Below are 24,110 nucleotides of genomic sequence, written 5' to 3' on the forward strand. Positions count from 1 at the left end.
ATGTATTACTAATTGATATTATTAAATAATGTTATGCTACTCATCTAACCTCTTTTATTAAAACAGGGTATTTGATGGATTGGGAAAGCATCTTTAAAATTTCGACAGGTTTCTTAGCCTCTGTTGGGTCTGCGGGCGTCATTATTTTTGGTTTGTCGAGTTGGCTAGGAAAGGTTTGGGCTCAAAGGATCTTAGACGAAGAAAGACATAAACTTGCTGAGGATCTAGAAGCTACGAAGGTAGATTTGGATCAGGCTAAAAACAAACTAATTAATCTCCATACAGACAAAACCGTTATATACCGTATGGTCATGGATACGGTATCTGAAATGCTTGCTGCGTTTGATGCCCATTACTCTAGAACGTTATCCCCAGAAGAGGCTAAACATGCTCTCGAAAGTTTTAATAAAGATCGTTTGAAGCTCTATGGTTATCTCGGAATGTTAGCTCCTCAAGGGGTAATGGACGCACAGGATAAGCTTATTGATCATCTATTATTAGTTTCTCATGGCAAATCAAACTATGAATGGATAGAGATTCGGCAGCTTGCATTATTGTTGATTAATGAAATTCGTAAAGATATTGGTATAGACACAAGCCCTATTAGTTACAACGGTATATTGTAAAACGTATTTTTTTGTTTGTTGTTGCTCGTTGGTTGAACACTCTTTCCAAACCTAGCTTGACCTGCATCAGCGACTTGCTGCTTTCTCGTCCTACAATCCCCACTATTGCTCATAGTATTGGTTTTATGAGGCTGCTCTATGATATATTTCTCGGCCAAGTGTATTACAGACGAAGGCTAGCAATGTCTATCAACCTTTCACTCCTTCCACCCAGCGAGAAAAATAAAATCGAACTGGATAAGCAAGCATCGTTTCTTGTATGGAAACTGAAGCAAGCGAAATGTGGCCCTGAAGCCATTGTTGAAGAAGCAATGAAGCTAGGTGACCCAGAAGAAAAGGCTTGGTTTGATCAGTCTGTAGAAAAATACAAACGGGTAATGGGTGTCGCATAAACGCAGACAAACCTTGCCCAGCAGTGCTGTAGAATTGAAATGACACAGTAATTTGCTAGAATTTGCACCGTTAATTGAATCAGAGAGAAGATCCCGATGGGAAGAAGTTTTGAAGTGCGCAAGGCCTCAATGGCGAAAACTGCAGGCGCAAAAATTAAAGTTTATTCTAAATACGGTAAAGAGATTTACGTACTGGCTAAGAACGGCAGCTCTGACCCAGACATGAACCTACCTCTTAAGCACCTGATTGCTAAAGCGAAGAAAGACCAAGTACCAGCACACGTTATCGAAAAAGCGATCGATAAAGCGAACGGCGGCGGCGGTGAAGACTTCCAACCAGCTCGCTACGAAGGTTTTGGCCCAGGTGGCACAAGCGTAATCGTTGACTGTCTAACTGACAACGGCAACCGTACTTTCCAAGACGTTCGCCAATGTTTCGTTAAGACTGGCGCGAAAATCGGTGTTGAAGGTACTGTTTCTCACATGTTCGCTCACCAAGCTGTATTCCAGTTCAAAGGCGAAGATGACGAGATCATCCTAGAAACGCTTATGATGGAAGACGTAGACGTGACTGACGTTGAGCTAGAAGACGGTGTAATCACTGTATTCGCTCCAACGACTGAGTTCTTCAAAACGAAGACTGCACTAAACACTGCGTTCCCAGAGCTAACGCTAGACGTTGAGGAAATCACTTTCGTTCCTCAAACAACTACGCCAGTAGCTGAAGAAGATTCTGAGAAATTCCAGAAGTTCTTAGACATGCTTGACGACTGTGATGACGTTCAGCAGGTTTACCACAACGCTGAGCTGTAATCTTTACAGTAACAAAAGTTATTAAAAAACCGAGCCTAGTGCTCGGTTTTTTTATGAACGTTATACCTGATTTTCCTTGATCATCGTTCCATAATGTACGGCTGACAAAGCGTTCTCTGGTCGCGATTTATCGCTGAACTTCATTATATTGTTCGTCTTATCCCGACATGAATCTGATTTAAGTACTCCCTGAGTATCATCGGGGTGATCGCCAAGCGTATTTAGTGTACAAAGAAAGAAAATATCAGCCAAAGGCTTTGACCCTGCTTATTGATGCATTGATTGAGAGTGTTCGATCTTTTCATAGCGATGGTTTGGTCAAATAAAAGGAGAAAGAAATGAAAGTAAGTTTTATCGGGCTAGGCGTTATGGGTTTCCCTATGGCAGGCCATCTAGTCAAAGCCGGTTTTGAAGTAACGGTATTTAACCGCACTCACAGTAAAGCGCTAGACTGGGCTGATAAACACCAAGGTAAAGCGGCAGAATCTGTGGCTGAATGTGTAGCGGAAGCTGACGTGGTATTGGTTTGTGTGGGTAACGATGACGACGTACGCAGCATGACAACCAGCGAAACAGGCGCATTGGCAGCGATGAAGCCAAACGCGATTCTTGTCGATCACACTACAACGTCTGCAGTTCTGTCTGAAGAGCTTGAAGTGGCAGCGAAGCAAGCCGGTATTCGCTTTATGGATGCACCTGTATCTGGTGGCCAAGCGGGCGCAGAAAATGGCGTGCTAACCATCATGTGTGGTGGCGAACAAGCGCTTTTCAACGACCTTCAACCTGTGTTCGAAGCTTACGGTAAGTCGTCAGTTCTTATGGGTAAAGTCGGCCAAGGCCAACGCGCGAAAATGGTTAACCAGATCTGCATTGCAGGAGTGTTGAATGGCTTATCTGAAGGCTTAGTGCTTGCTGAAAAATCAGGTTTGGATATCCCAACTCTGGTTGATTGCCTTAAAAACGGCGCTGCTGGCTCATGGCAGATGGAAAACCGTGCTACCACAATGGCACAAGACAAGTTCGATTTTGGCTTTGCAATTGATTGGATGATCAAAGACTTAGGTTTCTGTCTAGATGAAGCTGAGCGCCAAGGCATCCAGCTTCCACTGACTGAAAAGACCAACAACGCCTACAAGGCACTGTCTGCCGAAGGACAAGGCCGCATGGATACATCAGTATTGATGAAAGCCGTGGTTGAAGAGACAAAGAAGTAGAAAGATCGAAGTAATAGGAACTTCGTTTAGATAACTAAAAATAGCCGCGGATTAGCGGCTATTTTTTGGTTTGAGCTCTGCCGAGTGCGTTAATCCAAAATAAATCCCCTCCTAGCCTCCCCTTGATTCATATGTAGATCCCTTGCTGATCGTGGAGAGGGGAGGAATAGAACATCGATCGTTAAAAGTGTCGATATATGTTCAGTGCTAAAGAAAGTTCTCCCCCTCTGCTAAAGATCTAGAGATATTGATGAACCCAGATTGAGGGGGAGTTAGAGGGGGAGGTAACTATGGCTAATTATGCGAATAGTGTTCGTCTAGTTCCTATAAGGTTGAGACCCCACTCACACCGCCTCTCAACCATTCACTCCTCATTATTACCATTCGTCGCATTGGTAAAACTGCGCGACAAATTCTAGTTAACCTTTCAACGTCAACATTTGAAAGGGATTAGAAATTATGACTACTTCACACTCATTTAATTCAGGCTCTACCGCTTCTCTGCTTAAGCGTTCATTACTGATTGCACTTGTTTCATTCGCACCCACTTTGGTGCAGGCCAACCCGAGTTCAGACGTGCTCGATATCTATAACCAAGCCGCGCAAGGCAATGAAGATTTGGTTGAGGTGGCGTATGAACGCCTTAACGAAACCTTACAACAAGACGGAGCGACACCACTGACCTTGGTTTACCTCGGAAGCACAGAAACCCTGATGGGGCGTGATGCGTTCTTACCTTGGAACAAGATGAAGTATGTGGAGAAAGGCTTATCAACCATTGATAAATCACTGGTGCTGCTTAAAGACGAAGACCAACCGATTCATGAGCAACCTCGTGTTCAAGGGCTGCCAGATTCTTACCTAACTCGCGCAATGGCCGCCGTTACTTACACCTCTCTGCCAGACATGTTTAACCATTTCGATCGTGGTTATGACTTGTTCCTCTCGTTACTCGCGGAAGATGATTTCCAACAACAACATTTCGCTGCGACCTCGTGGATTTACCGTTACGCCATTACCGCATCGATTCGTGCTGAAGACTTGGAGCAAGCACAGGTGTGGCTTGAAAAAATGGAAAACACCGATGCAGGCAACATCGAGACAATGACGGCTAAAGCCCTAATAGCGAAAGCCAAATAACAGCTGCGAATGCTAAATAGCGGTTTACTCAAGCTCATTAACAACTGCGAACGCTTAAAAATTATGGGTCAGCGGAGGACAACGAAATGATTGAATTTAAAGATATCGGCAAAGCATATGTCACGGGCGGTCAACGTGTTGATGCATTAAACGGGGTCGATGGACATATCCAACGTGGTGAAATGGTGGCGTTATGTGGGCCATCAGGTTCTGGCAAAAGCACACTTTTGAATATTCTTGGATTGTTGGATATGGATTACCGAGGCGAGATCAATATTGATGGAAAAGCGTATCCGACAGAGCAAATCGCCGCTTCACGTTTTCGTCGTCAGTCGTTGGGTTTTGTCTTTCAGCGCTTCAATCTGGTTCCTGTTATGACAGCGCTTGAAAACGTCGCTTACCCATTGATGTTGAACCAATGCTCGAAACAAGAGCAACAGGCCAGAGCACAACATATGCTGGAGCGTGTTGGATTGGGGGATTACGTTCATCATCGCCCAGACAACCTTTCAGGCGGCCAACAGCAACGTGTTGCGATAGCTAGAGCCCTTATCCATAACCCAAGCTTGGTGATTGCCGATGAGCCGACCGCTAGCTTAGACAGCCACACCGCCAACCTTGTGATCGACATTATGAAAGAGCTCGGCCACGAAATGGGCACGACTTTTATCGTCGCAACGCACGACCCAAGAATGGCGCAGCGCTGCGATCGAGTGATTGAACTTATCGACGGCCAACTGGCGCCACAAGTCACAGCAACGGAGGCTATCTCATGGGCAAGTTAACACAAAGAATGAGCACGCTTTTACTTCCAACTTCGATGCGTTTGGCTTGGCTTAACTTATTAAGAAACGGTCGTCGTAGTTTGCTTTCGGTGTTGATTATCGCGATTGCGGTTTTCGCACTCACCAGTGCCGGTGGTTACGGACTTTATACCTACGAATCTTTGAGAGAATCGACCGCGCGCGATACTGGTCATCTTACTTTGAGCACACCGGGTTATTTTGAGCAAGATGAAGACATGCCGCTGAGCAATGGTCTCGATAATGTTCAAGCGCTAACCAAGAGCATCATTGGCGATAGTGATGTGCGTGGTGTGCAGCCGCGAGTCTATTTTAGTGGCTTGGTTTCTAATGGCAGTAAGTCGACCATTTTTATGGGAACGGGCGTTAATGAGCGTGAGTTCGACATGAAAGGACCTTTCCTTGACGTGCGCAGCGGTCAAACCCTCTCGGATGTGAAATCACCAAGATACGACAGCCAAGAGCCACAAGTGATGCTCGGAACCGACCTTGCTCGTAACCTCAAAGTGGCCGTTGGTGATTGGGTAACTCTGCTTGCCACTACCAGTGATGGCGCTCTCAACGCTTTCGATTTTAAGGTTCAGGGTATCTACTCGACTGGTGTTCCTGAGCTAGACAAACGTCAGTTATACGTACACATCACCACTGCCCAAGAGCTTTTGGCTTCAGATAAAGTCAGCACCTTGTCGGTATTTCTTTTTGAAACCAACGAGACTTCTACGGTTCAACAACGTATCCAATTGGCTTTGGATAAGCAAGTTGGTCAACAAGGCTCAGATATTGAGATCACCCCATGGCAAGATCGCGCGTTTTTCTACACCAAGGTTAAAGACCTTTACGACCGTATCTTCGGCATCATGGGCGCAGTGATGGCATTGGTAGTGTTTGTGTCTCTGTTCAACACCATGACCATGTCGGTGACGGAACGCACTCGTGAAATCGGCACCTTATCGGCACTCGGCAGTTACCCATCTGAAATCGTGGCGGGTTTTCTAAAAGAGGCGGGCTTACTGGCGGTGATTGGCAGTGCGATAGGCGCACTAGTGAGTGGTTTAGTGTCGGTGTTGTTGCTGGTGATTGATGTGCAAATGCCACCACCTCCGGGAAGAACCGAAGGTTACCCACTCAACATTTACTTCTCATTAGAATTGGTTGGTTACGCCACTTTAGGTGTGCTGACGATCTGTTTGCTGGCTGCTTATTTCTCTGCTCGCAAAGGCGTAAATAAGCCAATCACGGAGGCGCTGGTTTATGTATAAATTTACTCGTTCACTCACTGCTTTAGGTTCTGCGTTTGTCTTGGCTCTAGCATCAGCACCAAGCTGGGCTATCGATTCACAGCAAGTTACCGAGATGATTGCTAAGGCAGACAGCTACCGTTTGAACAGCGAACAGGCATCAAAAGTGGTATCTCTGGTCGCGCTATATCAAGACGAGCAACTAGACAAAACCCGCGAATACAACGTCTACACAAGACCAAACCGAGAGTCGCTGGTCGTGTTCAAGTCGGCGGTCGAGGCGGGTCAAAAGATGCTGATGATAGAAGATAACTATTGGTTGTTGATGCCGAAATCTCGTCGCCCAATTCGTATCACACCGATGCAAAAACTGCTTGGCGAAGCTTCGGTCGGGGACATCTCAACGCTGACGTGGAGCGAAGATTACCAAGGTGAATGGGTTGCCGTGCAACAGGTTGAGATGCCGACAGGCGAGACACTTGATACCCATCACCTAAAGCTCGCTGCGAAAACCAAGGGTGCCAGCTATCAATCGATAGATCTGTGGTTAACGGCTGACCGAGCGTTTCCAGTTAAAGCGGATCTGTATCTGCGTTCAGGAAAGCTGGCGAAACAAGCGTGGTTTGCTGAAGGCGTGCGTGATGGACTGCCAACAGTGGTGTCGATGACCTTGCTCGATAAGATTCAGCCGAGTAAGAAAACCGTGATTGAGTATCGCGAAGTGATTGAACAAAGCTTGGAAGACAAATATTACAACCCTGCCTACCTATCGCGTAACAGCGTGTCTGGGCTGTAGGTGGACGTCATGAAAGCTTCCAATCGCCGATTCCACATCAAGTCTTCAATCGCTACTTTGCTTGCCTTGTTTTGTGTGAGTAACACGATTCAAGCGGACGATCTGAGCTTGGCGTGGGACTGGCAACTCAGTGCAGAAGCCATCGAATCGAGAGAATCGCCATTCAGCCCTTTACCATCTGATAATCGTCAGTCATTCAATGGCTTGCTGGATCTTGAGGTTGGATATGGCAATTGGCTTGGTCTGTTCGCAGTGAAAGCCAACGATATTCTAAGCAATAACCCTCAACAACAAGACGCGAGCTTTGAGTCTGAATTCATTGTGCGTGAGTTGTTTTGGCAAGGTGGTATTGAACTGTCGAATTCAGTAATCGGTGACCACTACCTCGATGTCACGCTTGGCAAGGTTCGTTTGGATTGGGGCGTGGGTTATGGCTATCGACCGTTAGACATCATCAAGCCGTATAGACAAAACCCAGTAGGTATTGTCGCAGAGGAGGGAGCGGGTGTGGCCTCGGCGTCACTGTTCGATATGACGGGCGAGTGGACACTGCTTTACAGTGATTCTTCGTGGACTTCTCAAGACGTAAATGAATTCGAAAAGCAGAACCAGCAACAAGGATTTGGGTTACGTCGTTACAATCTTGTAGGTGATCACGAGTATCAGTGGGTCGCTTATTACGACGATGTACGTCACGGCTTGCTTGGGGCGAGTTTAGTGTCGGTGTTGAACCTCGCTTGGGAGTTTCATGGCTCGGTGGTCTATCAACGACAAAGCCTTGGCTACAGTCAGCCTAACTTACTGCTTAAACCGGTTTATCTTGAAGAGCAGGGCGAGGCTTATCAAGCGTTAGCAGGATTAACGTGGGCCAATGACACCGGCCACAATGTGGTGCTGGAATACTGGTTTGATAGCCGAGCGTGGAGTCATTCTGAGTGGCAAAGCGCGATAGAAAGTGCAGAGTCTTTGTCGGTTAATCCGATGACATCTTCGTTGGCAGGTTCTTACGCTCAAGGTTATCAACACGCCAATTTGGTTCAACACAACATCATGTTTCATTGGTCTTTGGATTCGACACATGGTTGGCTTGAAGATATCACGCCAACATTCGATGTGATGTTGTCTCCTCAAGATGGCGGTTTTATTGCGACTCAGTGGCTCAATTATCAGGCTTTAGATAATGGCGATTCATCGTTGGATTTGGAACTTGCAGCACGCTTTCTAGGCGGTAAAAGTGATTCTGCTTACGCCAGCTTACCCGATAGTCATATGATTCTCTTAAATATCAAAGGACGATTTTAATGGACACTTCTTCAAACAGTCGCTTTTCATGGATTAAAAGCTTCGCGTTCACTACGCTATTTTGCGTTCTTATTGCAATTACAACCAATACGATTTGGGGAGGCGGGTTTACGCTTAACTTGGCCATCAGCTTCGGCTTTGGCTACAGCGCAGTTGGCTCTTCGTTTGTGTTGGTTGAACTATTCAAAAGGAAATCAAAGGCATTTGATGTAGGGGTATCAATGGTGATTGCAATGACCCTTGGTACCTTGAATGCACACTATTGGTTGAACGGCTTTTTCGGCTCTAACCTTTCCGATCTTAAGTCTGTGATTCTGCTTGGTGTGATCTTTTGTTCCGTTTGTTATTACTATTTCTACACAAGAGAGCAGCAGCTACGTGCCGATAATGAATTAGAGGTGGCGAAGCGTCGCCAATCTGATCAAGAAAAGGTCGTTGTACTTAGCCAGTTAAAACAGCTGCAAAGCCAAATTGAGCCGCACTTCCTGTTCAACACGCTTGCGACCATCAATGTATTGATTGAGAGTGACAGCGCGAAAGCCAAGTTGATGCTCGAAAAACTGACTGACTTATTGCGTGTAACTCTGAAAAACAGCCGCACTGAACAATCGACCATCGCACAAGAGGTCGACTTGTTAGACGCTTATCTTAATATCCAAAAGATACGTTTGGGTGAGCGCTTAACGTTCTCGATTGAAACACACGAGATTAGCGATTTGCAGGTGATTCCACCGTTCTTGATTCAACCTTTGGTCGAGAATGCACTCACGCACGGCATCGAGCCCAAAGCCGCTGGTGGCCAAGTGAATATTCGTATTACTCAACAAGCACAGCAGCTAAAAATTGAAGTGGCTGATAATGGCGCTGGGTTGAAAACGCCTTCTGCGAATACGGGTCACGGTGTTGGGTTAAGCAATATTCGTCAAAGAATCGAAACCCTGTATGGTGATAAGGCGAGCCTAACGATTACTGAACACGCTGAAGGCGGGGTAGTCTCGACGATCTTGTTACCGTTGACTGAGGCAGCCGCCTAGAATTACAGATCAGAAAACACCGAACAGTGACGCAAAATAGACGATTTACAGTGTGAATTTAAAGGACTAACCATGAACAACCCAACAGTACAGCCGAGCGTAACGGCGATAATCGCAGACGATGAAGCACTGTTAAGGCACCACTTAGACAAGAGCCTTGCTGAGGTTTGGCCGGAGTTAGAAATCGTCAGTAAAGCACAAAACGGTTTGGAGGCGATGGAGAGTATTCAGCAGCTTAAGCCCGACGTGGCTTTTCTCGATATTCGTATGCCGGAACTGGATGGTATCTCTCTGGCGAAACAACTCAACAAGTTAGATTCACCGCCATTGATTGTGTTTATCACGGCTTATGACGAATACGCGGTCAAAGCTTTTGATCACAATGCGATGGACTACCTGCTTAAGCCAATCAATGAAGAGCGTTTACTGGCCACATGCCTGAAGGTGCAAGCGCGTCTGTCGAGCAATCAAACACAAACAGGTACCACGCCAGAACAGCCCGATATCACGGCGTTAATAGCTCAGCTTCAACAACTATCCCAGTCGACGTCACAGCAAACGCAGCCTCCTTATCTATCGGAGAAAAAGTATCTCACATGGCTCAAAGCCAGTGTAGGGGAAGACATTCACCTAATCGCCGTCGATGATGTCGCTTACTTCAAAGCAGAAGACAAGTACGTGTCTATATTTAAGAAGGGTCAAGGGGGATCGCTAGAGGAGTATATTCTTCGCGTGTCACTAAAAGAGTTGATAGCGCAACTCAATCCTGATGAGTTTTGGCAAATCCACCGTTCAGTGGTAGTGAAAGTGTCTGCTATCGATAAGGTGAAGAAAGGGCTCTCAGGTCAGATGTCGGCGTATGTGTCAGGGGAAAAGCTACCGATCAGCCGTGCCTCGCAAGCGTTGTTTAAGGGTATGTAGAGAACTGGCTGAAATTTATGTAGCTTATTGATTTTAAATAGATGTAGTTAGCGAGTCTAAAATCGATTTAATAGGCTCTTATCTAAATGCCTATTAAATGAGCACAGCGATCTTACATAACGATTGGTGATTTATAAAATAAAGATCCAGATCACAAAGATACTCATCAGGTTCAATATTAAATAATAATCGTTAGCTCAATCTGTATATTGTCGATGAATGACATTAAGAGGTTGTTATGAAAACATATTATTTAGCGACGGCTCTATGCCTCACCTTAGTTGGCTGTAGCTCAACATCAAAAACTACCGAAACGCCAATCCAGCCGGATCCGGCATGGACTTCAGGCCAACTAGAAAATGGCCTTACTTATCATGTTTATCCAGATCATGAAGAATCCGTATCTGTTCGTTTAATCGTGCACGCCGGTTCGATTCAAGAGACTTCTCAACAAGAAGGCTACGCGCACTTCTTGGAACACATGGCATTCAATGGCAGTAAAAACTTCTCTCAGAACGATGTGATTCGTCTATTCGAAGACGCAGGCGCTAGCTTTGGTGCTGATATTAATGCCTACACTTCTTATGAAGAGACGGTCTACCAGTTAGATTTGCCAGATAACATCCAATTGCAGTCTGCTTTGACGTGGATGCGTGACATTGGTGATGGCCTGGATCTATCAAGTTCAGAAGTCGAAAAAGAAAAAGGCGTGGTTCTTGGTGAGTTCCGTATGGCTCGCCTCGATGATAAGTCATTCGGAGATATATATTATGATTACTTCGTTGAAGGCGGCCCGTACGAATCGCAAGATGCATTAGGGACTAAATCGTCGATCGTGAATGCTACTCCTCAAGGCATCAGCAACTTTTATCAGACTTGGTATCAACCTCAAATAGTTGAGCTGGTCGTTTCTGGTGATGTGGACATCAAAACTGTGATTCCACTTATTGAAGAAAAGTTTTCTAGCTGGGAGCGTGGCGATACGCCGAGACCAGAGAAACAGAAAATGACCTCATTCAATGAAGATGATTATGTTGAGTACGCAGGAAGAGAAGCGCCAAGCATCACTCTGACGTTTAACCGAGGTTTAAATAGAGTTGAAAATCATGCTCAGCAGCATCAACGTTGGTTAGATGAAACCTCTCAACAGTTGATTCGACAACGATTAGAAGCAGTATTTAATGATGCCGCGCTGCCGACTCAATGGATAGCGTCTGATGGCTATCGAATGGGTGCTCTGCACTATTCGGCAATAAGTGTTGGGTTTCCGGCTGGAGACCGTGAAGTAATCCAACAAGATCTGCTTTCTACATTGGCGTCATTGCGTGATTTTGGTGTTTCGGAAACGGATATTGTTGGCGAACAGCACTACTACCAAGACTTGCTGGATAACATCGAGCATGACTGGGATAAAATGGATAGCGTTGAACACGCGAACTACAAAGCGAGTGCGTTAGTCACAGATCGAATCGTCCAATCACAGAAAGACTATCAAGTCAGCTTGGAAGCTTTCATTGATAACTTGAGCCTTGAAGTGATTAACGACAACATCAAGAATCTACTTTCTGATGATTACTTTATTGTTATTGGGATGGACGACAATGAAGACAGAACTGCGGTCATCAACTCTCTAGATAGCTTAAAAACCACGTATAGCGAGGCGGGAATTGCGCCGCTTGCGATTGGAACAGCCAGTGCCTTTGCTGTACCTAGCTCGCAAGGCGAGGTTGTACTTGCTGAACAAATGTCTATTGACCCATACATCCAAAAGTGGACGTTAAGCAATGGCATCGACATGTGGTACCTGCGTGATTATGAGGCAGGTGATGATGTTGGGGTGATGTACATGAGCCTCGGCGGAAAAGCCGCTTTGGATCCGAGCTTGTACCCAGCTGTTGAGGTTGCGTTACCTACCTTCGCTCGAAGTGGTGTCGGTGAGTTTACGGGCTCTGAGCTTTTAGCGTACTTTGATCGTGAAAATATTAGCGCCGATTCTTTCATTGGTAATACTCGTCATGGTATTGAATTTAATATCAATAAAGACGGACTTAAAGATACGTTTGCTGCGCTTTATACCTTCATAACTGCGCCTAAAATTGTTCCCGAGCAGTTAGAGGCAGTGAAACAGGAGTTTGTACAAGGTCAAGAATCTTTCTTGAGCAGCCCTGTCGGTCAGTTTGAGCGCGCAAGAAACCAGAATATCTATCGTCAAGACAGTGGCCACCTCTTTGTTGATAAAGAACGTGTTGAAGCGGTTTCTGTGGAAGACGTCGCTAATCTTCATCAGCAATTGTTTGGTCAAATGAGGCATAACCAATTGGTGATCGTGGGTGACATCGACCCAAGTGAATTAAAGCCTTTGGTTGAGCAATACTTGGCTTCGATTCCATTAGAAAAAGCTGAGGTTCCTGAATTTAAGGTGGCTTACAAGCAGCCATCTGAATCACGCATTGATTTAGCGATCAACAATGTGAATAGTGCAGAGTACATCTTACGAGTCATCTCTGAACCTGAAGCCGAAACCGACCAAGGCGTAACGGCAAAAGATATCTTCACGGAAAACTTGCTAGAACGACTGCTGGCGGCTCGTTTAGATGCTTATATTCGTGAAGAGTTGAGCTTAGATTACTCGCCATATACGTATTCAGCATCCGCAGATAGTGAGCTGAGTGGTGAATGGGTTATCGGGGCGATGGTAGCGCCGGAGAACGTTGACCAAGTCGAAGTGGCGATCGATAAAGTGATTGCAGACCTTTTACAAGGCGTCTCTGAAAAGGAAATGCACGCAGTCGTGAAACAGTTTGAAGCGGACTTCACCCCTCTCGAGATGAGCTCTATTGACCAAGCATGGTACCTGTCTCGTTATTTACTTCATGGTTACGATATTGAAGCTTTGTCTCAAGTTGAGCGAGTGGCGAGGTCGATTACTGTGGAAGACATGAATCAACTTGTCCAACGCATCTTTGGTGAAGATAGCCGTAAGGTTAAGAACATCATGCGTCCTAAAGCCTAAAGCCTAAAGCCAACAGAAAGAGACAGCTGAAAGCTAAGCGAGCACCGCTTGGCTTTCTTGTTTTTCTACTATTCATAACATCTATCCATCACCAGTTGTTAAGCCGTTTTAGATCTATGTAAATCTAAATTACGAGGGTGCTTAATCGGTTGCATCGAATCATTTTCTAAAAAAATGTTTTAAATCAAGACAGCGTTTCATTTGTATTGTAGATTGACGATCTACGAGAATGTTGTTTGGATATTAGATTGCTTAAACTGGGTACCCGATTAGTCTTAATGTTGTTTTTACTGAGCTTTGGCTTAGTGAATTCTAACGGCTATTCGTTTCCTTCTAAGCCATTTCAAATATACTCGGCTCAAGAGCAATCTTCACAAAACGATCTTTGTAAACAAGCCGCTACGGATAATCCGTCAAGCTACTTAGAGTGCGATAAGGCTCAGTTTGGCACTGTGCCTTCTGGTGACAGTTCTAACTATCACGACACCGAATCAAGCCTTCAAGCAGCAAACTTCAGACGTATGCTCAGTAACGAGCAAGAAAGCGTGGCCGATCTTGAACCTGCTTATCATCTACTGATCGACTTCTCTCCCCCTTCATTACTGGCTTCTCTGCTTTTCAACACACCGTTGTTGGATTCCAAGCAGCACTGGACCAGCATTGTGAGTTCTCCGTCCTCCCGGCTTGCTGGGTGGAAAGAGGGCAACATCCAATACTCGCATTTCCGAGAACTTCTTAGCTAATCGTTTGACCCTAAATTGGTCGTATCGATGGTCACTTGTGCCCGTTGAACTCGCCAATTAACCAAAACAAACATAGCGACATCAGCTTTAGCATCACTATCTTTCAATCAGCTTGTTCTGGTTGTGATTAGCCATTGCTCGTGTTCGCAAAACATTAGTTCAAAGAAGAGATCTTGACTGTGAAAAAACGCATTCAAAGAAAACAAATAAACCACTACTCAAAGTGGAAATACGTGGTGCTTATCGCCACTATCATCATCATGGTTCTGAGTGCTTTACCTTCTTGGTATGGCGAAAATGCATCGGTTCAAATTAACAACCGTTCTGAACAGACCATCGATGCGAGTCAAATTACCCAATACCTTGCGAGCGAAGGCATCCAAGCTAAATCGGCATTTCAAAAAGACAACCGTTTAGTCGTGATCTTGGAAGATGCAGAGCAACAAGCGAAAGCCAAAGAGGTTCTGAATGAGCGCCTATTGGATAACGCGACGGTTGCGCTAGCGATGGAGCCAGCAGCACCAAAATGGTTGACTGATATGGGCTTCGCGCCGATTCAGCTAGGTCTTGATTTACGTGGTGGTGTGCAGTTCCTGCTAGAAGTGGACATGGAACCGGTTTACCACGCACAAGCGCAATCTGTGGTCGATGAAATCACCAGCCAAGTGCGTTATGCACGCGGTAAAGTGGTGAACAACCAAGTTGAATTTAACTTCCGTACTGATGCCGATTTCGAAAAAGCACAAAAGCTGATTCGTGAAGAGTTCCCACAATGGCAACGTGACCGTTCAGATAAATCGCTAACGTTAACTCAGTCTGAAGAAGAGCAAAGAACGCTACGCAACCTAACGGTTCAACAAAACCTACAGATCATGCGCAGTCGTATTGAAGAGCTAGGCATCACTGAAGCATCGATTCAACGCCAAGGTGAAAGCCGTATCCGTATCGAATTACCGGGTGTACAAGACCCGGCAGCCGCGAAAGATGTGATTGGTGCTACGGCTTCATTAGCGTTCTACTCTGTGTACGACAACGCAACACGCAATACTCAAACTCTGAAAGATTCAGATGGCAATCGTGTTGTGGTTGCTCGTAAAGCGGTGCTGAGCGGTGAACACATTATCGATGCACGCAGTGGCATTGGTGAGATGGGCAGTGCAGAAGTAAACATCACGCTGGATTCTTCTGGTGGTAAGAAAATGTCTGAGTTTTCTCGCCATAACATCGGTAAGCCAATGGCGACCGTTTACAGCGAATACAGCCGTGACAGAGCCGGTAACAGCGAAAAAACCAGTGAAGTGATCAGTGTGGCGAACATCCAATCTCAACTGGGTAGCCGTTTCAGAATTACTGGTGCAGGCAGCATGGCAGAAGCACAAGAGCTTGCTCTACTGCTGCGTGCAGGTTCATTAACAGCGCCTGTTACCATCATTGAAGAGCGTACCATTGGCCCGTCTCTGGGGGCTGAAAACGTAACCAATGGCTTTGCTGCTTTGGCACTTGGCCTTGGTCTTACTCTCACGTTTATGGCGCTATGGTATCGCCGTCTTGGTTGGGTCGCGAACTGTGCATTGGTGGTTAACATGACCACGTTGTTTGGTTTGATTGCCTTGCTACCGGGTGCGGTATTAACTCTGCCGGGTATTGCGGGCTTGGTACTGACCGTCGGTATGGCGGTAGACACTAACGTGCTTATCTTCGAACGTATTCGAGACAAGATGAAAGAAGGGCGCAGCTTTGCTAGCTCTATCGATCGTGGTTTCGATAGCGCATTCTCGTCAATTTTCGATGCTAACGTCACCACTATGATCGTTGCTGTGGCTCTATACACAATCGGTAATGGACCGATTCAGGGCTTCGCTCTGACACTGGGCTTAGGTCTTCTAACCAGTATGTTCACGGGCATTTTTGCTTCACGAGCGATCATCAATTTGGTTTGGGGGCGTGACCAACGCCACGATGTAAGGATTTAAGCATGAGTACTTCAAAAATGACTATTTCAGACCGCTATTTTTCAAATAGCTATATTTCGGATAAGAATATGACTCGCCTTCGTAAGGTGATGTCTGCGATATCTATTGTGCTGTTCATGAGCTCTGTGATGCTGGTGGCGGTGAAAGGTTTTAACTGGGGTTTGGACTTCACAGGCGGTGTGGTTGCTGAGGTTCAGCTCTCTGATCAAGTAACCAAAGATGCGTTAAAAACAAAACTTGATACGGCTTTTCAACAAGACGTGCAAGTGGTTGGTATGGCAGAACAGGATCGCTGGACAATCCGTTACAGCCAACTGACAGACGCTCCACAGCCAAACTTAGTGGATGCTTTGTCTTCTGTGAGTGACCAAGTAAAAGTGCTTAACAGCAGCGTGGTTGGCCCTCAAGTCGGTCAAGACATGGTTGACCAAGGTGGCTTGGCGGTATTGGTGTGTTTCTTAATGATCATGCTGTACCTGAGTGTTCGTTTTGAATGGCGTTTAGCACTCGGCGCCCTTGCCGCGATCATCTATGACGTGACGCTTATCTTGGGTCTGTTCGCTTTTACTCAGTTCGAGTTCAACCTGACTGTGTTAGCGGCTGTGTTGGCGATTTTGGGTTACTCGTTGAATGACTCGATCATCATTGCCGACCGTGTTCGTGAAATGCTGCGTGGTAATCCAAATGGTGACACTGATAACCTGCTTAACGAATCGGTTAAAGCGACCTTCTCACGCACCATGGTGACTTCAGGCACAACGCTAATCACCGTATCAGCACTTTGGCTACTTGGCGGTGCTGCACTACAAGGATTCGCGATTGCACTGGTTGTAGGTATTGTCAGCGGTACGTGGTCTTCAGTGTCTGTCGGTATCACACTGCCTAAGTTACTTGGCCTACAGCCTTGTCACTACCAAGTGAAAGCGCCGGTAGAAGTTGAGGGTGAGTACCCTTAGGCTCTCTATTGGTTAACAGTATGGCTTAGTCAGTAACGTCAACAAGCCCCTCGTTTATAACAAAACGAGGGGCTTTATTTTTTATAAGAGTCAGACAGTTACAGAAAAGAGAGCCTATTTCAAAAAACGATGGATTGAGTAGGCAAGCCCTCATGATATGAAGTATGTTTAGATGACGTTCGTAGAAATGAGGCAAGGGAATGGAATATCGACATCAATGTCATGTAGGCGACCATGGTGATGCGCTAAAGCATCCAGTATTGAGTGCACTTGTTCAGTCATTAATGCAGCAACATTCACGCCTCAATGTTATCGACACCCACTCTGGTACCGGGTGTTATGACCTCACTACTGCACCAAGCAATCATGCTGGTGAGTTTGCTGAAGGGGTCGGGTACTTGTGGCGAAACAAGGCTTATCTTCCTCCGGCATTTGCTTCTTTTATGTCGGTGCTGGAATACTACAATCCGAATCAACTTATCTCTCTTTATCCGGGTTCTGCAGCCATCACCTACCAACAAGGCCGCAGCCAAGATAGCTTCTATTTTTCAGACATTCAGCAAGATGAAGCCGACCTATTACAAACCAACATTGAGAAGCTGCAACGCGATCTTGATGTCTCAAGTAAGCTCACCATTACCGCGGGCGATGGCTTGAAAGCACTGCGTGACGACATAGCAAAACACGACAACCATCACCTGATTGTTATCGATCCACCCTATGAAACCGATTCTGAATATCTCGCGGTGATCGATGCCTTGGTTAAGGCGTATCAACAGTCTGAGAAGGTATCAGCCCTCATTTGGTACCCGCTTTACACGGATGACAAGAGCTCACTGATTCTGAACCACTGCGTGACAGCGGTGAAAGATGGCTTGCTACCAAGTCCGATTAAGTCGGAGCTTCGCCTTCGAGATCCCAAGGGTGATGATCGCCTGATCGGCAGTGGTTTGTTGCTGTTCAATCCCCCACAAGGCATTGCGGGAACGGTCGCAGATACGCTCGATTATTTACACAGCCAACTCGCGACTAATGGTGAAGGTTACTGGCAAATGAGAAGCTTATAGATCTGATTTTTATGGGTTTTATGATGGTTTTCTAGACATCACTAACTAAACCACTGTTATCTATGTGGTTTAAATTGACCAAACGCTAACTTTTATCGATTGATTAATTGCAGTGAATCATTTAAAAATAGAATATCAATGCGCACAAGTGCATAATGGCTCATAAGTTAAATAATTAGTCCCAGATTAATATCAGATTGTGGTTTACCCCCTAAACTGCATTAGGCTCGCACTAGTCATGCGAGCCTTTCTTTTGCCTGAAGGAAAATCTAAGGCAGTTCTATCAATTTAAGATTCACTACAACACTGGATAATCGATGTAGCCTTTTTCGTTGCCGCCGAACAGAGTGGCGCCATCAAGATCGGATAGTTCACTGCCGTTTTGTAGGCGTGAAACGAGATCTGGATTCGCAACGAATGGGCGACCAAATGCGACAAGGTCGGCGTAGCCTTTGCTTAACACTTCTTCGGCGCGTTTTGGTGTGTAACTGCCAGCGACGATGATGGTGTTAGAGAACAACTCTCTTAGCTCAATTCGGAAGCTTTCAGGGATAACCGGTGCGTCATCCCAATCGGCTTCTGAAAGGTGCAAATAAGCGATGTCACGAGCTTGCAGTGCCTTTGATGCCTCTAGAATCGTTGGCACGATGTCTGGGCAGTTCATGTCTTTGAAGGTGATGAACGGGGCTAAACGAACGCCCACCTTATCAGCACCAATTGCTTCAATGACTGCATCCACCACTTCGATTAGAAAGCGAAGTCGGTTCTCGCGGCTACCACCGTAGTTGTCGGTGCGCTTGTTCGAATTAGTTCTTAAGAATTGATCGATAAGGTAGCCATTACCACCGTGGATTTCCACGCCATTGAACCCTGCCTCGACCGCTTTTTTTGCTGATTCAGTAAAATCTTGAACCACACGATCTATATCGGCTTGGGTCATTTCTCTTGGTTGAATGCAATCCACCATGTTGCCGTTTCCATTCTCATCAGAGATCCAAACCTGAGTTTCTACCGGAGCCAGTGCTGAAGGTGCAATCGGCAACTCGCCTTTTTGAAAGGTTGGATGAGACACGCGCCCCACATGCCATAGTTGGCAGAATATCGCTGCGCCTTGTTCTTTAGCGGCAGAGGTGACACCTTGCCAGCCTTTCACTTGTTCGCTTGTGTAAACGCCGGGTGTGAATGAGTACCCTTGAGAGTCATCTGAGATTTGTGTCGCTTCAGTGATGATGAGCCCTGCACTGGCACGTTGTTGGTAGTAAGTCGCCATCATTTCATTTGGCACGTTTCCAGGTTGGCTTGTGCGAGCGCGAGTCATGGGCGCCATAACCACACGGTTTTGTAGTTCTAGATCTTTGAGTTCTGCTGTTTCGAATAATTTGCTCATGGTATTTACCTTGTGTCGGTAATGTATTGATTGATTTAGCGTGCGGTGGTCACTATTTCGATTCCGCAGGGCTGAAGATAGAGTCGTTTTGTGGCTTTTCAGCTCGGTTGGCTTTCGCAATAAGCAACAAACCAATCACTGGGACAACAACGGCTGCGAATGGAATCATTCCTGCGCCTAGCTGGCTGTCGAGTACCATGCCGCCTAGGAAGCCACCGAAGGCATTCGCTAGGTTAAACGCTGAGATATTGGCGGTTGCTGCTAACTCTTGGCCTTCGCCACCGTGGTTCATCACTCGAAGTTGCATAGCGGGAACGTTCGCAAATGATGCAATACCAAAGACAAATGCAGCTGCAACGAATAGGATTTTGTTGTCTACCACTAGGCCTACCACAATCAGTGAAGCGATCATCGCGACTGCCCAATACATTGAAGCTTTGCCTAGATTTTTATCTGAAGAGCGACCGCCCAAGGTGTTACCGATAATTAAGCCGACACCCACAATCACTAAGATCCAAGTAACAGACTCTTGACCGTAACCCGTGATGTGCATGGCGATAGGCGCAAGGTAGCCGTAAAGCGTCATGAAGCCAGACCAAGCAAAAGCGGTGATCGCCAAGCTGATGAGAAGCATTGGATTTTTGAATGCCAACAGCTGAGTTTTGATGTCTTTCGCTTCGCTGTGACCTGAAGATTTTATTGACGTTAAGATTGAAATCATGGCGATGGTGCCAAGTGCTGCCACGGTAAAGAAAGTGGTGTGCCAACCGAATTGCAAGCTCACCCAAGTTCCTGCGGGAACCCCAAGAACGTTAGCGAGCGTTAAGCCAGCGAACATCTGACCAACAGCACGACCTGCCATTTTCTCAGACACTAAATTGGTCGCGACAACTGCACCTATGCCATAGAAAGGACCTTGCACTAAACCTGCGATAACGCGGCTTGCAAGTAGAAGTGGGTAGCTAGGAGCTAAGGCTGACAAGATATTGCCGATGATGAACAAAGCCATTAAGCCAATCAGTACCATCTTCTTGTTAAAACGTGCGAGGTAGATGGTTAAGATCGGGCCACCAATAACGATAGCCAATGCGTAAGCACTGATTAGGTAGCCGGCTTGACCTTCGGTGATCGAAAGGGATGTGGCAATTTGTGGAAGGATGCCTGCGATAACAAACTCAGCGGTGCCGATGGCAAAAGCTGCGAGTGTCAGTATCCAAACTTGGAATGGGATCTTTTCTTTATGGATCGCTTCTGGTTTCATAGTGAAATACCTGTGTTAATTCTTGTTTGTTAGGACGTTTAGATACACGCCCTAACGATTGTTCTTTGCTTATTTGCTTCTTTGCGAAGTGTTAGCCGAGTAGAGCACCGCCATCGATGTCGATGATTGACCCCGTTACGTATGGGTTGTTAATCGCGAATAGATAGCCCATTGCGATATCTTTAGCCTCTCCGACTTTGCCTGCTGGTAGGTTGTTTTTCGCGTTGTCGTACATGGTTGAGCGAGCTGAATCGTCCATGTTTTTGTAAGCCTCGGTCACCGTAAGGCCGGGGCTGACCGCGTTGACTCGAATCGGTGATAGCTCTTTGGCAAGTACCTTAGTTACGCTCTCTAGCGCGGCATTAATCGCGGTTTTTACGTAAGTACCAGCAACCACTTTGCGTGACAGCATGCCCGTGGTTAGCGTGATTGAGCCGTTTGGAGTCATGTAACGTGCGGCGTGCTTGGCTACGTTTAAGCTTCCCCAAAACTTGGTATCAAATGCTGCTTTTGCGTCTGCGATAGCAACGTCTGTCACTTTTCCTGCGGGGGCGTATGAACCCGCGGTTATCACCAAGTGATCAAATGCACCGATCGATTCGAAGTATTCACAAACCGATTTCTCATTGCTGATATCAACGCCGGTGTGTCGGCTGGCAATGTGTACTGTGTTGTTTTCGTTTCTCAATTTCATCGCGAGTGCTTTACCGATGCCTGATGTGCCACCAATGATGACGAAAGTGCGTTGCTCTTGATTAGTCGATTCGTTAGTCATGCTCTGAATTCCTGCGTTGTTCTGTTGATGTTTGTCATTATATTTATTCGACTAAATTTGATAATTGGTTAAAATATAAATTCATTATTCGGTTAATCTGAATAGTGTCGCTGAGTATTCAGATCGAGCATTAAGATCGAGAAGTAAGACGAAGAGACGGAAGCGAGAATCGTATGGATAAGTTTTCAGATATGGCGATGTTCGTGAGCATTGTTAAGCATCATGGGTTAGCTGCGGCTGGGCGCGAACTGGGTTTATCACCTGCGACCATGACAGCAAGGCTTCAAGCGCTGGAAGAGCGATATGGTGTGAAGTTGTTGAATCGAAGTACGCGCCATGTGTCTTTAACCGACTCTGGCGAGCTGTATCACAAGGCGTGTCTGGAGATATTGGATAATGTCAGTGAGGCCGAAAACCTGATCCAAAATGGCGTCAAAGAGGTCAAAGGTCCACTCAAAATCGCCGCGCCGAAAGACATCGGAAAGCAGTACATTCTTCCGATTCTCTCTGAGTTCTGTCAGCAATATCCCGACGTGATCCCTTACCTCTACTTGAACGATAACCTCTCGAACATTGCTGAATCTGGCATGGATATCGTGGTCCGTTATGGTGAATTGGTCGACAGCAGTTTGATATCCAGACGCTTGTCACCAAGCCGACGTGTGCTGTGTGCTTCTCCTGAATATCTTGCCAAGCATGGAACACCGTTAACACCACAAGATTTGGTTGATCACGATTGTTTAGCTATGCTGCGCAGCAATGAAGAGCTCAAGACATGGCACTTCCAAGATCATGATATGAAGAAGTCGATTACTGTTGTTCCAAAGCGATTTTCAGACGATGGCGAAGTGATTCGCTACTGGGCATTAAAAGGCGAGGGCATTGCTCTTAAATCGGTACTGGATGTGCAAGGCGACATCAATAACCAGCGCCTTGTGACGCTGCTTAATGGCTACATGAAGAACTTCAACACCGCGATGTCGGTGTCGAGTGCCGATTTGAATGTGGTGTACATCAGCAAGAAATATCAGCCCAAGCGTATCCGGTTGTTTCTTGATTTCTTGTTTGAGCGGTTTGGCGATTTGGTTGAAAAGTCTAGTTAGATTAGCCGAGAAGCAGCGCATGACAGATCTCTCGAACTCAACACCCGGGTACGGACAGAGAACATTGAACTGGTTATGATACGACCAACATAAGGATGTGATTGGAGAGAAAAATGAAAGTCGTCGGAGATACGGTTATCCAACCTTTTCACAAGGCAACCTGCCATTGCGGTGCGGTTGAACTAGAGTTCAGCTTACCTAACGGGATAGAAAAACCACGTCGCTGCGATTGCTCTATCTGTCGTCGAAAAGGCGCGATTGTTGGTTCTGTTGCGTTGGATGGTATCAAGATCCTCAAAGGTGCCGAGCATCTCAAGTTATATCAATTCAATACCAACACCGCGAAGCACTACTTTTGCTCAAACTGCGGTATCTATACCCACCATCAACGTCGCTCTAGCCCAAATGAATACGGGTTCAATATTGGTTGTTTGGAAGGGGTGAACCCTTTTGATATTGGTGATGTGGTGACCAACGATGGTGTCAATCATCCAGCTGATCGTTAATTTATTGAGCATAAAAAAGGAAGGAATTATGTCTGAATACGGAGCGATCATTCGCTGGAAAAAAGCAGAAGATGAAGTCTTTAGCGACAATCAATACAGTCGAGGTCATACGTGGGAGTTCGATGGTGGTGTCACTGTGCCTGCTTCGTCCTCTCCACATGTTGTGCCACTGCCGTTTTCGGTGGAAGCGAATGTTGATCCAGAAGAAGCGTTTATCGCGGCACTTTCTAGCTGCCATATGCTGACGTTTTTGGGCATTGCCGCAAAGCAGAAGTACGTGATCGACTCCTATGTCGATGATGCGATTGGTGTGCTGGAAGAAGATGAATCTGGCCGCTCATCGGTCACTAAGGTGACTCTGCGCCCTAAAATTGTGTTTTTAGGTACCAAAAAGCCCACCGCCAAGCAGCTCGACAAACTGCACCACTTGGCGCACAAAAACTGCTTTATCGCGAACTCGGTAAAAACGGACATTGTGGTAGAAACTAAAGCGTAAACCACACACGTTAACATCCAAAAACCGCGAGGTTGCTTAGTGCATCACTGGCGGTTTTTTTGTGTCTGTGTAATCCTACGTACGGTTTTAATTGAGTGACAGTTAGAAAGTTTTGAGAGATAGGTAGAGAGCTCTTGAATGGTAGGAATAGATTGATTAGCAGAGAGTTATGTTTAGCGTCCCATTGAATAGTTTTGTACATCGTGTGAGTGATAAAAGCCAAGTGATGGTGAATGCTGCGGAATGTGGATGTCAGTTGAAACGAGTTCGTCGTTCGCGTAATTGGCTGTTGGTCGCTCAAGAGTATCAACTCGTTGAATTTAAAACGATGTTAACCCATGAAAAAGACGGTTGGATAGCAATTGCAATCGACAAAGTGCTGCCTAAACCCGTGGTGTGTTTGGCATCTCTGTTGGCCGCTACACCTTCAATGACTGTGGCTCAGCTGGTGATGGAATCTGGATGTTCAATGGCCGAAGCAAGACGTGCTATTGATGAACATGAAGGTCTGTAGGCGTATTCAAATTGTGTGAAAAGAGAATTGCGAGCAG

23 protein-coding genes and 1 pseudogene are annotated in these 24,110 nt (G+C 46.1%); 21 read left to right on the forward strand and 3 right to left on the reverse strand.

Annotated features, from left to right (window positions below; all coding sequences use genetic code 11):
* The first annotated feature begins 74 nt into the window (after positions 1–74).
* From AB4329_RS12005 to rlmJ, 17 genes and pseudogenes are all read left to right on the forward strand, one after another.
* Positions 75–626, forward strand: coding sequence for a hypothetical protein (locus AB4329_RS12005; RefSeq protein WP_372138414.1), 552 nt, complete (start codon positions 75–77; stop codon positions 624–626).
* Positions 627–808: 182 nt separating this feature from the next.
* The gene (locus AB4329_RS12010) at positions 809–1,018 is read left to right on the forward strand and encodes a DUF3283 family protein (RefSeq protein ID WP_004732615.1); all 210 of its coding nucleotides are present in this window, start codon (positions 809–811) and stop codon (positions 1,016–1,018) included.
* 96 nt (positions 1,019–1,114) lie between these two features.
* Positions 1,115–1,831, forward strand: a complete 717-nt coding sequence (locus AB4329_RS12015) for a YebC/PmpR family DNA-binding transcriptional regulator (protein WP_010432326.1) — start codon at positions 1,115–1,117, stop codon at positions 1,829–1,831.
* 161 nt (positions 1,832–1,992) lie between these two features.
* Positions 1,993–2,157, forward strand: a pseudogene (locus AB4329_RS12020) (LysR family transcriptional regulator); the annotation flags it as partial.
* Between the two features lie 12 nt (positions 2,158–2,169).
* Positions 2,170–3,045: an NAD(P)-dependent oxidoreductase gene (locus tag AB4329_RS12025; RefSeq protein WP_017070192.1), complete on the forward strand. Its 876-nt coding sequence runs from the start codon at positions 2,170–2,172 to the stop codon at positions 3,043–3,045.
* Positions 3,046–3,504: 459 nt separating this feature from the next.
* Positions 3,505–4,185 (forward strand): hypothetical protein, encoded by a 681-nt coding sequence (locus AB4329_RS12030; protein WP_372138415.1) that lies wholly within the window; start codon positions 3,505–3,507, stop codon positions 4,183–4,185.
* Between the two features lie 86 nt (positions 4,186–4,271).
* On the forward strand, positions 4,272–4,970 hold the full coding sequence (locus AB4329_RS12035) for an ABC transporter ATP-binding protein (protein ID WP_108117192.1): 699 nt from the start codon (positions 4,272–4,274) through the stop codon (positions 4,968–4,970).
* Positions 4,958–6,247, forward strand: a complete 1,290-nt coding sequence (locus tag AB4329_RS12040) for an ABC transporter permease (RefSeq protein WP_372138417.1) — start codon at positions 4,958–4,960, stop codon at positions 6,245–6,247. The genes AB4329_RS12035 and AB4329_RS12040 overlap by 13 nt, the downstream gene beginning before the upstream one ends.
* The gene (locus AB4329_RS12045; protein WP_372138419.1) at positions 6,240–7,022 is read left to right on the forward strand and encodes an outer membrane lipoprotein-sorting protein; all 783 of its coding nucleotides are present in this window, start codon (positions 6,240–6,242) and stop codon (positions 7,020–7,022) included. The genes AB4329_RS12040 and AB4329_RS12045 overlap by 8 nt, the downstream gene beginning before the upstream one ends.
* Before the next feature lie 9 nt (positions 7,023–7,031).
* Positions 7,032–8,324 carry a hypothetical protein gene (locus tag AB4329_RS12050; RefSeq protein ID WP_372138420.1) on the forward strand — a complete coding sequence of 431 codons (1,293 nt, stop codon included), beginning with the start codon at positions 7,032–7,034 and terminating at the stop codon, positions 8,322–8,324.
* Positions 8,324–9,358 (forward strand): sensor histidine kinase, encoded by a 1,035-nt coding sequence (locus tag AB4329_RS12055; protein WP_229647565.1) that lies wholly within the window; start codon positions 8,324–8,326, stop codon positions 9,356–9,358. The genes AB4329_RS12050 and AB4329_RS12055 overlap by 1 nt, the downstream gene beginning before the upstream one ends.
* A 72-nt stretch (positions 9,359–9,430) precedes the next feature.
* Positions 9,431–10,279 carry a LytR/AlgR family response regulator transcription factor gene (locus AB4329_RS12060; RefSeq protein ID WP_372138421.1) on the forward strand — a complete coding sequence of 283 codons (849 nt, stop codon included), beginning with the start codon at positions 9,431–9,433 and terminating at the stop codon, positions 10,277–10,279.
* A 238-nt stretch (positions 10,280–10,517) separates the two neighbouring features.
* Positions 10,518–13,292 (forward strand): M16 family metallopeptidase, encoded by a 2,775-nt coding sequence (locus AB4329_RS12065; RefSeq protein WP_372138422.1) that lies wholly within the window; start codon positions 10,518–10,520, stop codon positions 13,290–13,292.
* A 278-nt stretch (positions 13,293–13,570) separates the two neighbouring features.
* Positions 13,571–14,035, forward strand: a complete 465-nt coding sequence (locus AB4329_RS12070; RefSeq protein WP_048610107.1) for a hypothetical protein — start codon at positions 13,571–13,573, stop codon at positions 14,033–14,035.
* A gap of 173 nt (positions 14,036–14,208) precedes the next feature.
* A complete protein-coding gene (gene secD / locus AB4329_RS12075) occupies positions 14,209–16,008 on the forward strand; it encodes a protein translocase subunit SecD (protein ID WP_017061263.1) in 1,800 nt (599 codons plus the stop codon).
* 2 nt (positions 16,009–16,010) lie between these two features.
* The gene (gene secF / locus AB4329_RS12080) at positions 16,011–16,964 is read left to right on the forward strand and encodes a protein translocase subunit SecF (RefSeq protein ID WP_017061264.1); all 954 of its coding nucleotides are present in this window, start codon (positions 16,011–16,013) and stop codon (positions 16,962–16,964) included.
* A 200-nt stretch (positions 16,965–17,164) separates the two neighbouring features.
* Entirely contained in the window at positions 17,165–18,031 is an 867-nt protein-coding gene (rlmJ, locus tag AB4329_RS12085) for a 23S rRNA (adenine(2030)-N(6))-methyltransferase RlmJ (RefSeq protein ID WP_372138424.1), read from the forward strand.
* 298 nt (positions 18,032–18,329) lie between these two features.
* Here the strand turns inward: rlmJ and AB4329_RS12090 are convergent, their stop codons facing one another.
* The 3 genes from AB4329_RS12090 to AB4329_RS12100 form a co-directional block, all read right to left on the reverse strand.
* The gene (locus AB4329_RS12090) at positions 18,330–19,418 is read right to left on the reverse strand and encodes an alkene reductase (RefSeq protein ID WP_102320396.1); all 1,089 of its coding nucleotides are present in this window, start codon (positions 19,416–19,418) and stop codon (positions 18,330–18,332) included.
* A gap of 52 nt (positions 19,419–19,470) precedes the next feature.
* A complete protein-coding gene (locus AB4329_RS12095) occupies positions 19,471–20,679 on the reverse strand; it encodes an MFS transporter (protein ID WP_372138425.1) in 1,209 nt (402 codons plus the stop codon).
* A gap of 91 nt (positions 20,680–20,770) precedes the next feature.
* Entirely contained in the window at positions 20,771–21,454 is a 684-nt protein-coding gene (locus AB4329_RS12100; RefSeq protein WP_372138426.1) for an SDR family oxidoreductase, read from the reverse strand.
* A 173-nt stretch (positions 21,455–21,627) separates the two neighbouring features.
* Here AB4329_RS12100 and AB4329_RS12105 point away from each other — a divergent pair, with 173 nt between their 5' ends.
* The 4 genes from AB4329_RS12105 (at position 21,628) to AB4329_RS12120 (ending at position 24,073) form a co-directional block, all read left to right on the forward strand.
* Positions 21,628–22,557: a LysR family transcriptional regulator gene (locus tag AB4329_RS12105; protein WP_102320399.1), complete on the forward strand. Its 930-nt coding sequence runs from the start codon at positions 21,628–21,630 to the stop codon at positions 22,555–22,557.
* A 113-nt stretch (positions 22,558–22,670) separates the two neighbouring features.
* Positions 22,671–23,063, forward strand: a complete 393-nt coding sequence (locus AB4329_RS12110; RefSeq protein ID WP_102320400.1) for a GFA family protein — start codon at positions 22,671–22,673, stop codon at positions 23,061–23,063.
* A gap of 28 nt (positions 23,064–23,091) precedes the next feature.
* Complete coding sequence (locus AB4329_RS12115) at positions 23,092–23,559, forward strand: OsmC family protein (RefSeq protein ID WP_017065091.1); 468 nt, start codon at positions 23,092–23,094, stop codon at positions 23,557–23,559.
* A 169-nt stretch (positions 23,560–23,728) separates the two neighbouring features.
* Positions 23,729–24,073, forward strand: a complete 345-nt coding sequence (locus AB4329_RS12120; RefSeq protein WP_017061272.1) for a ribosome recycling factor family protein — start codon at positions 23,729–23,731, stop codon at positions 24,071–24,073.
* Positions 24,074–24,110 lie beyond the last annotated feature (37 nt).

This window comes from Vibrio sp. 10N.261.54.A5 (assembly GCF_041471145.1).
Classification (GTDB): Bacteria; Pseudomonadota; Gammaproteobacteria; order Enterobacterales; family Vibrionaceae; genus Vibrio; species Vibrio crassostreae_C.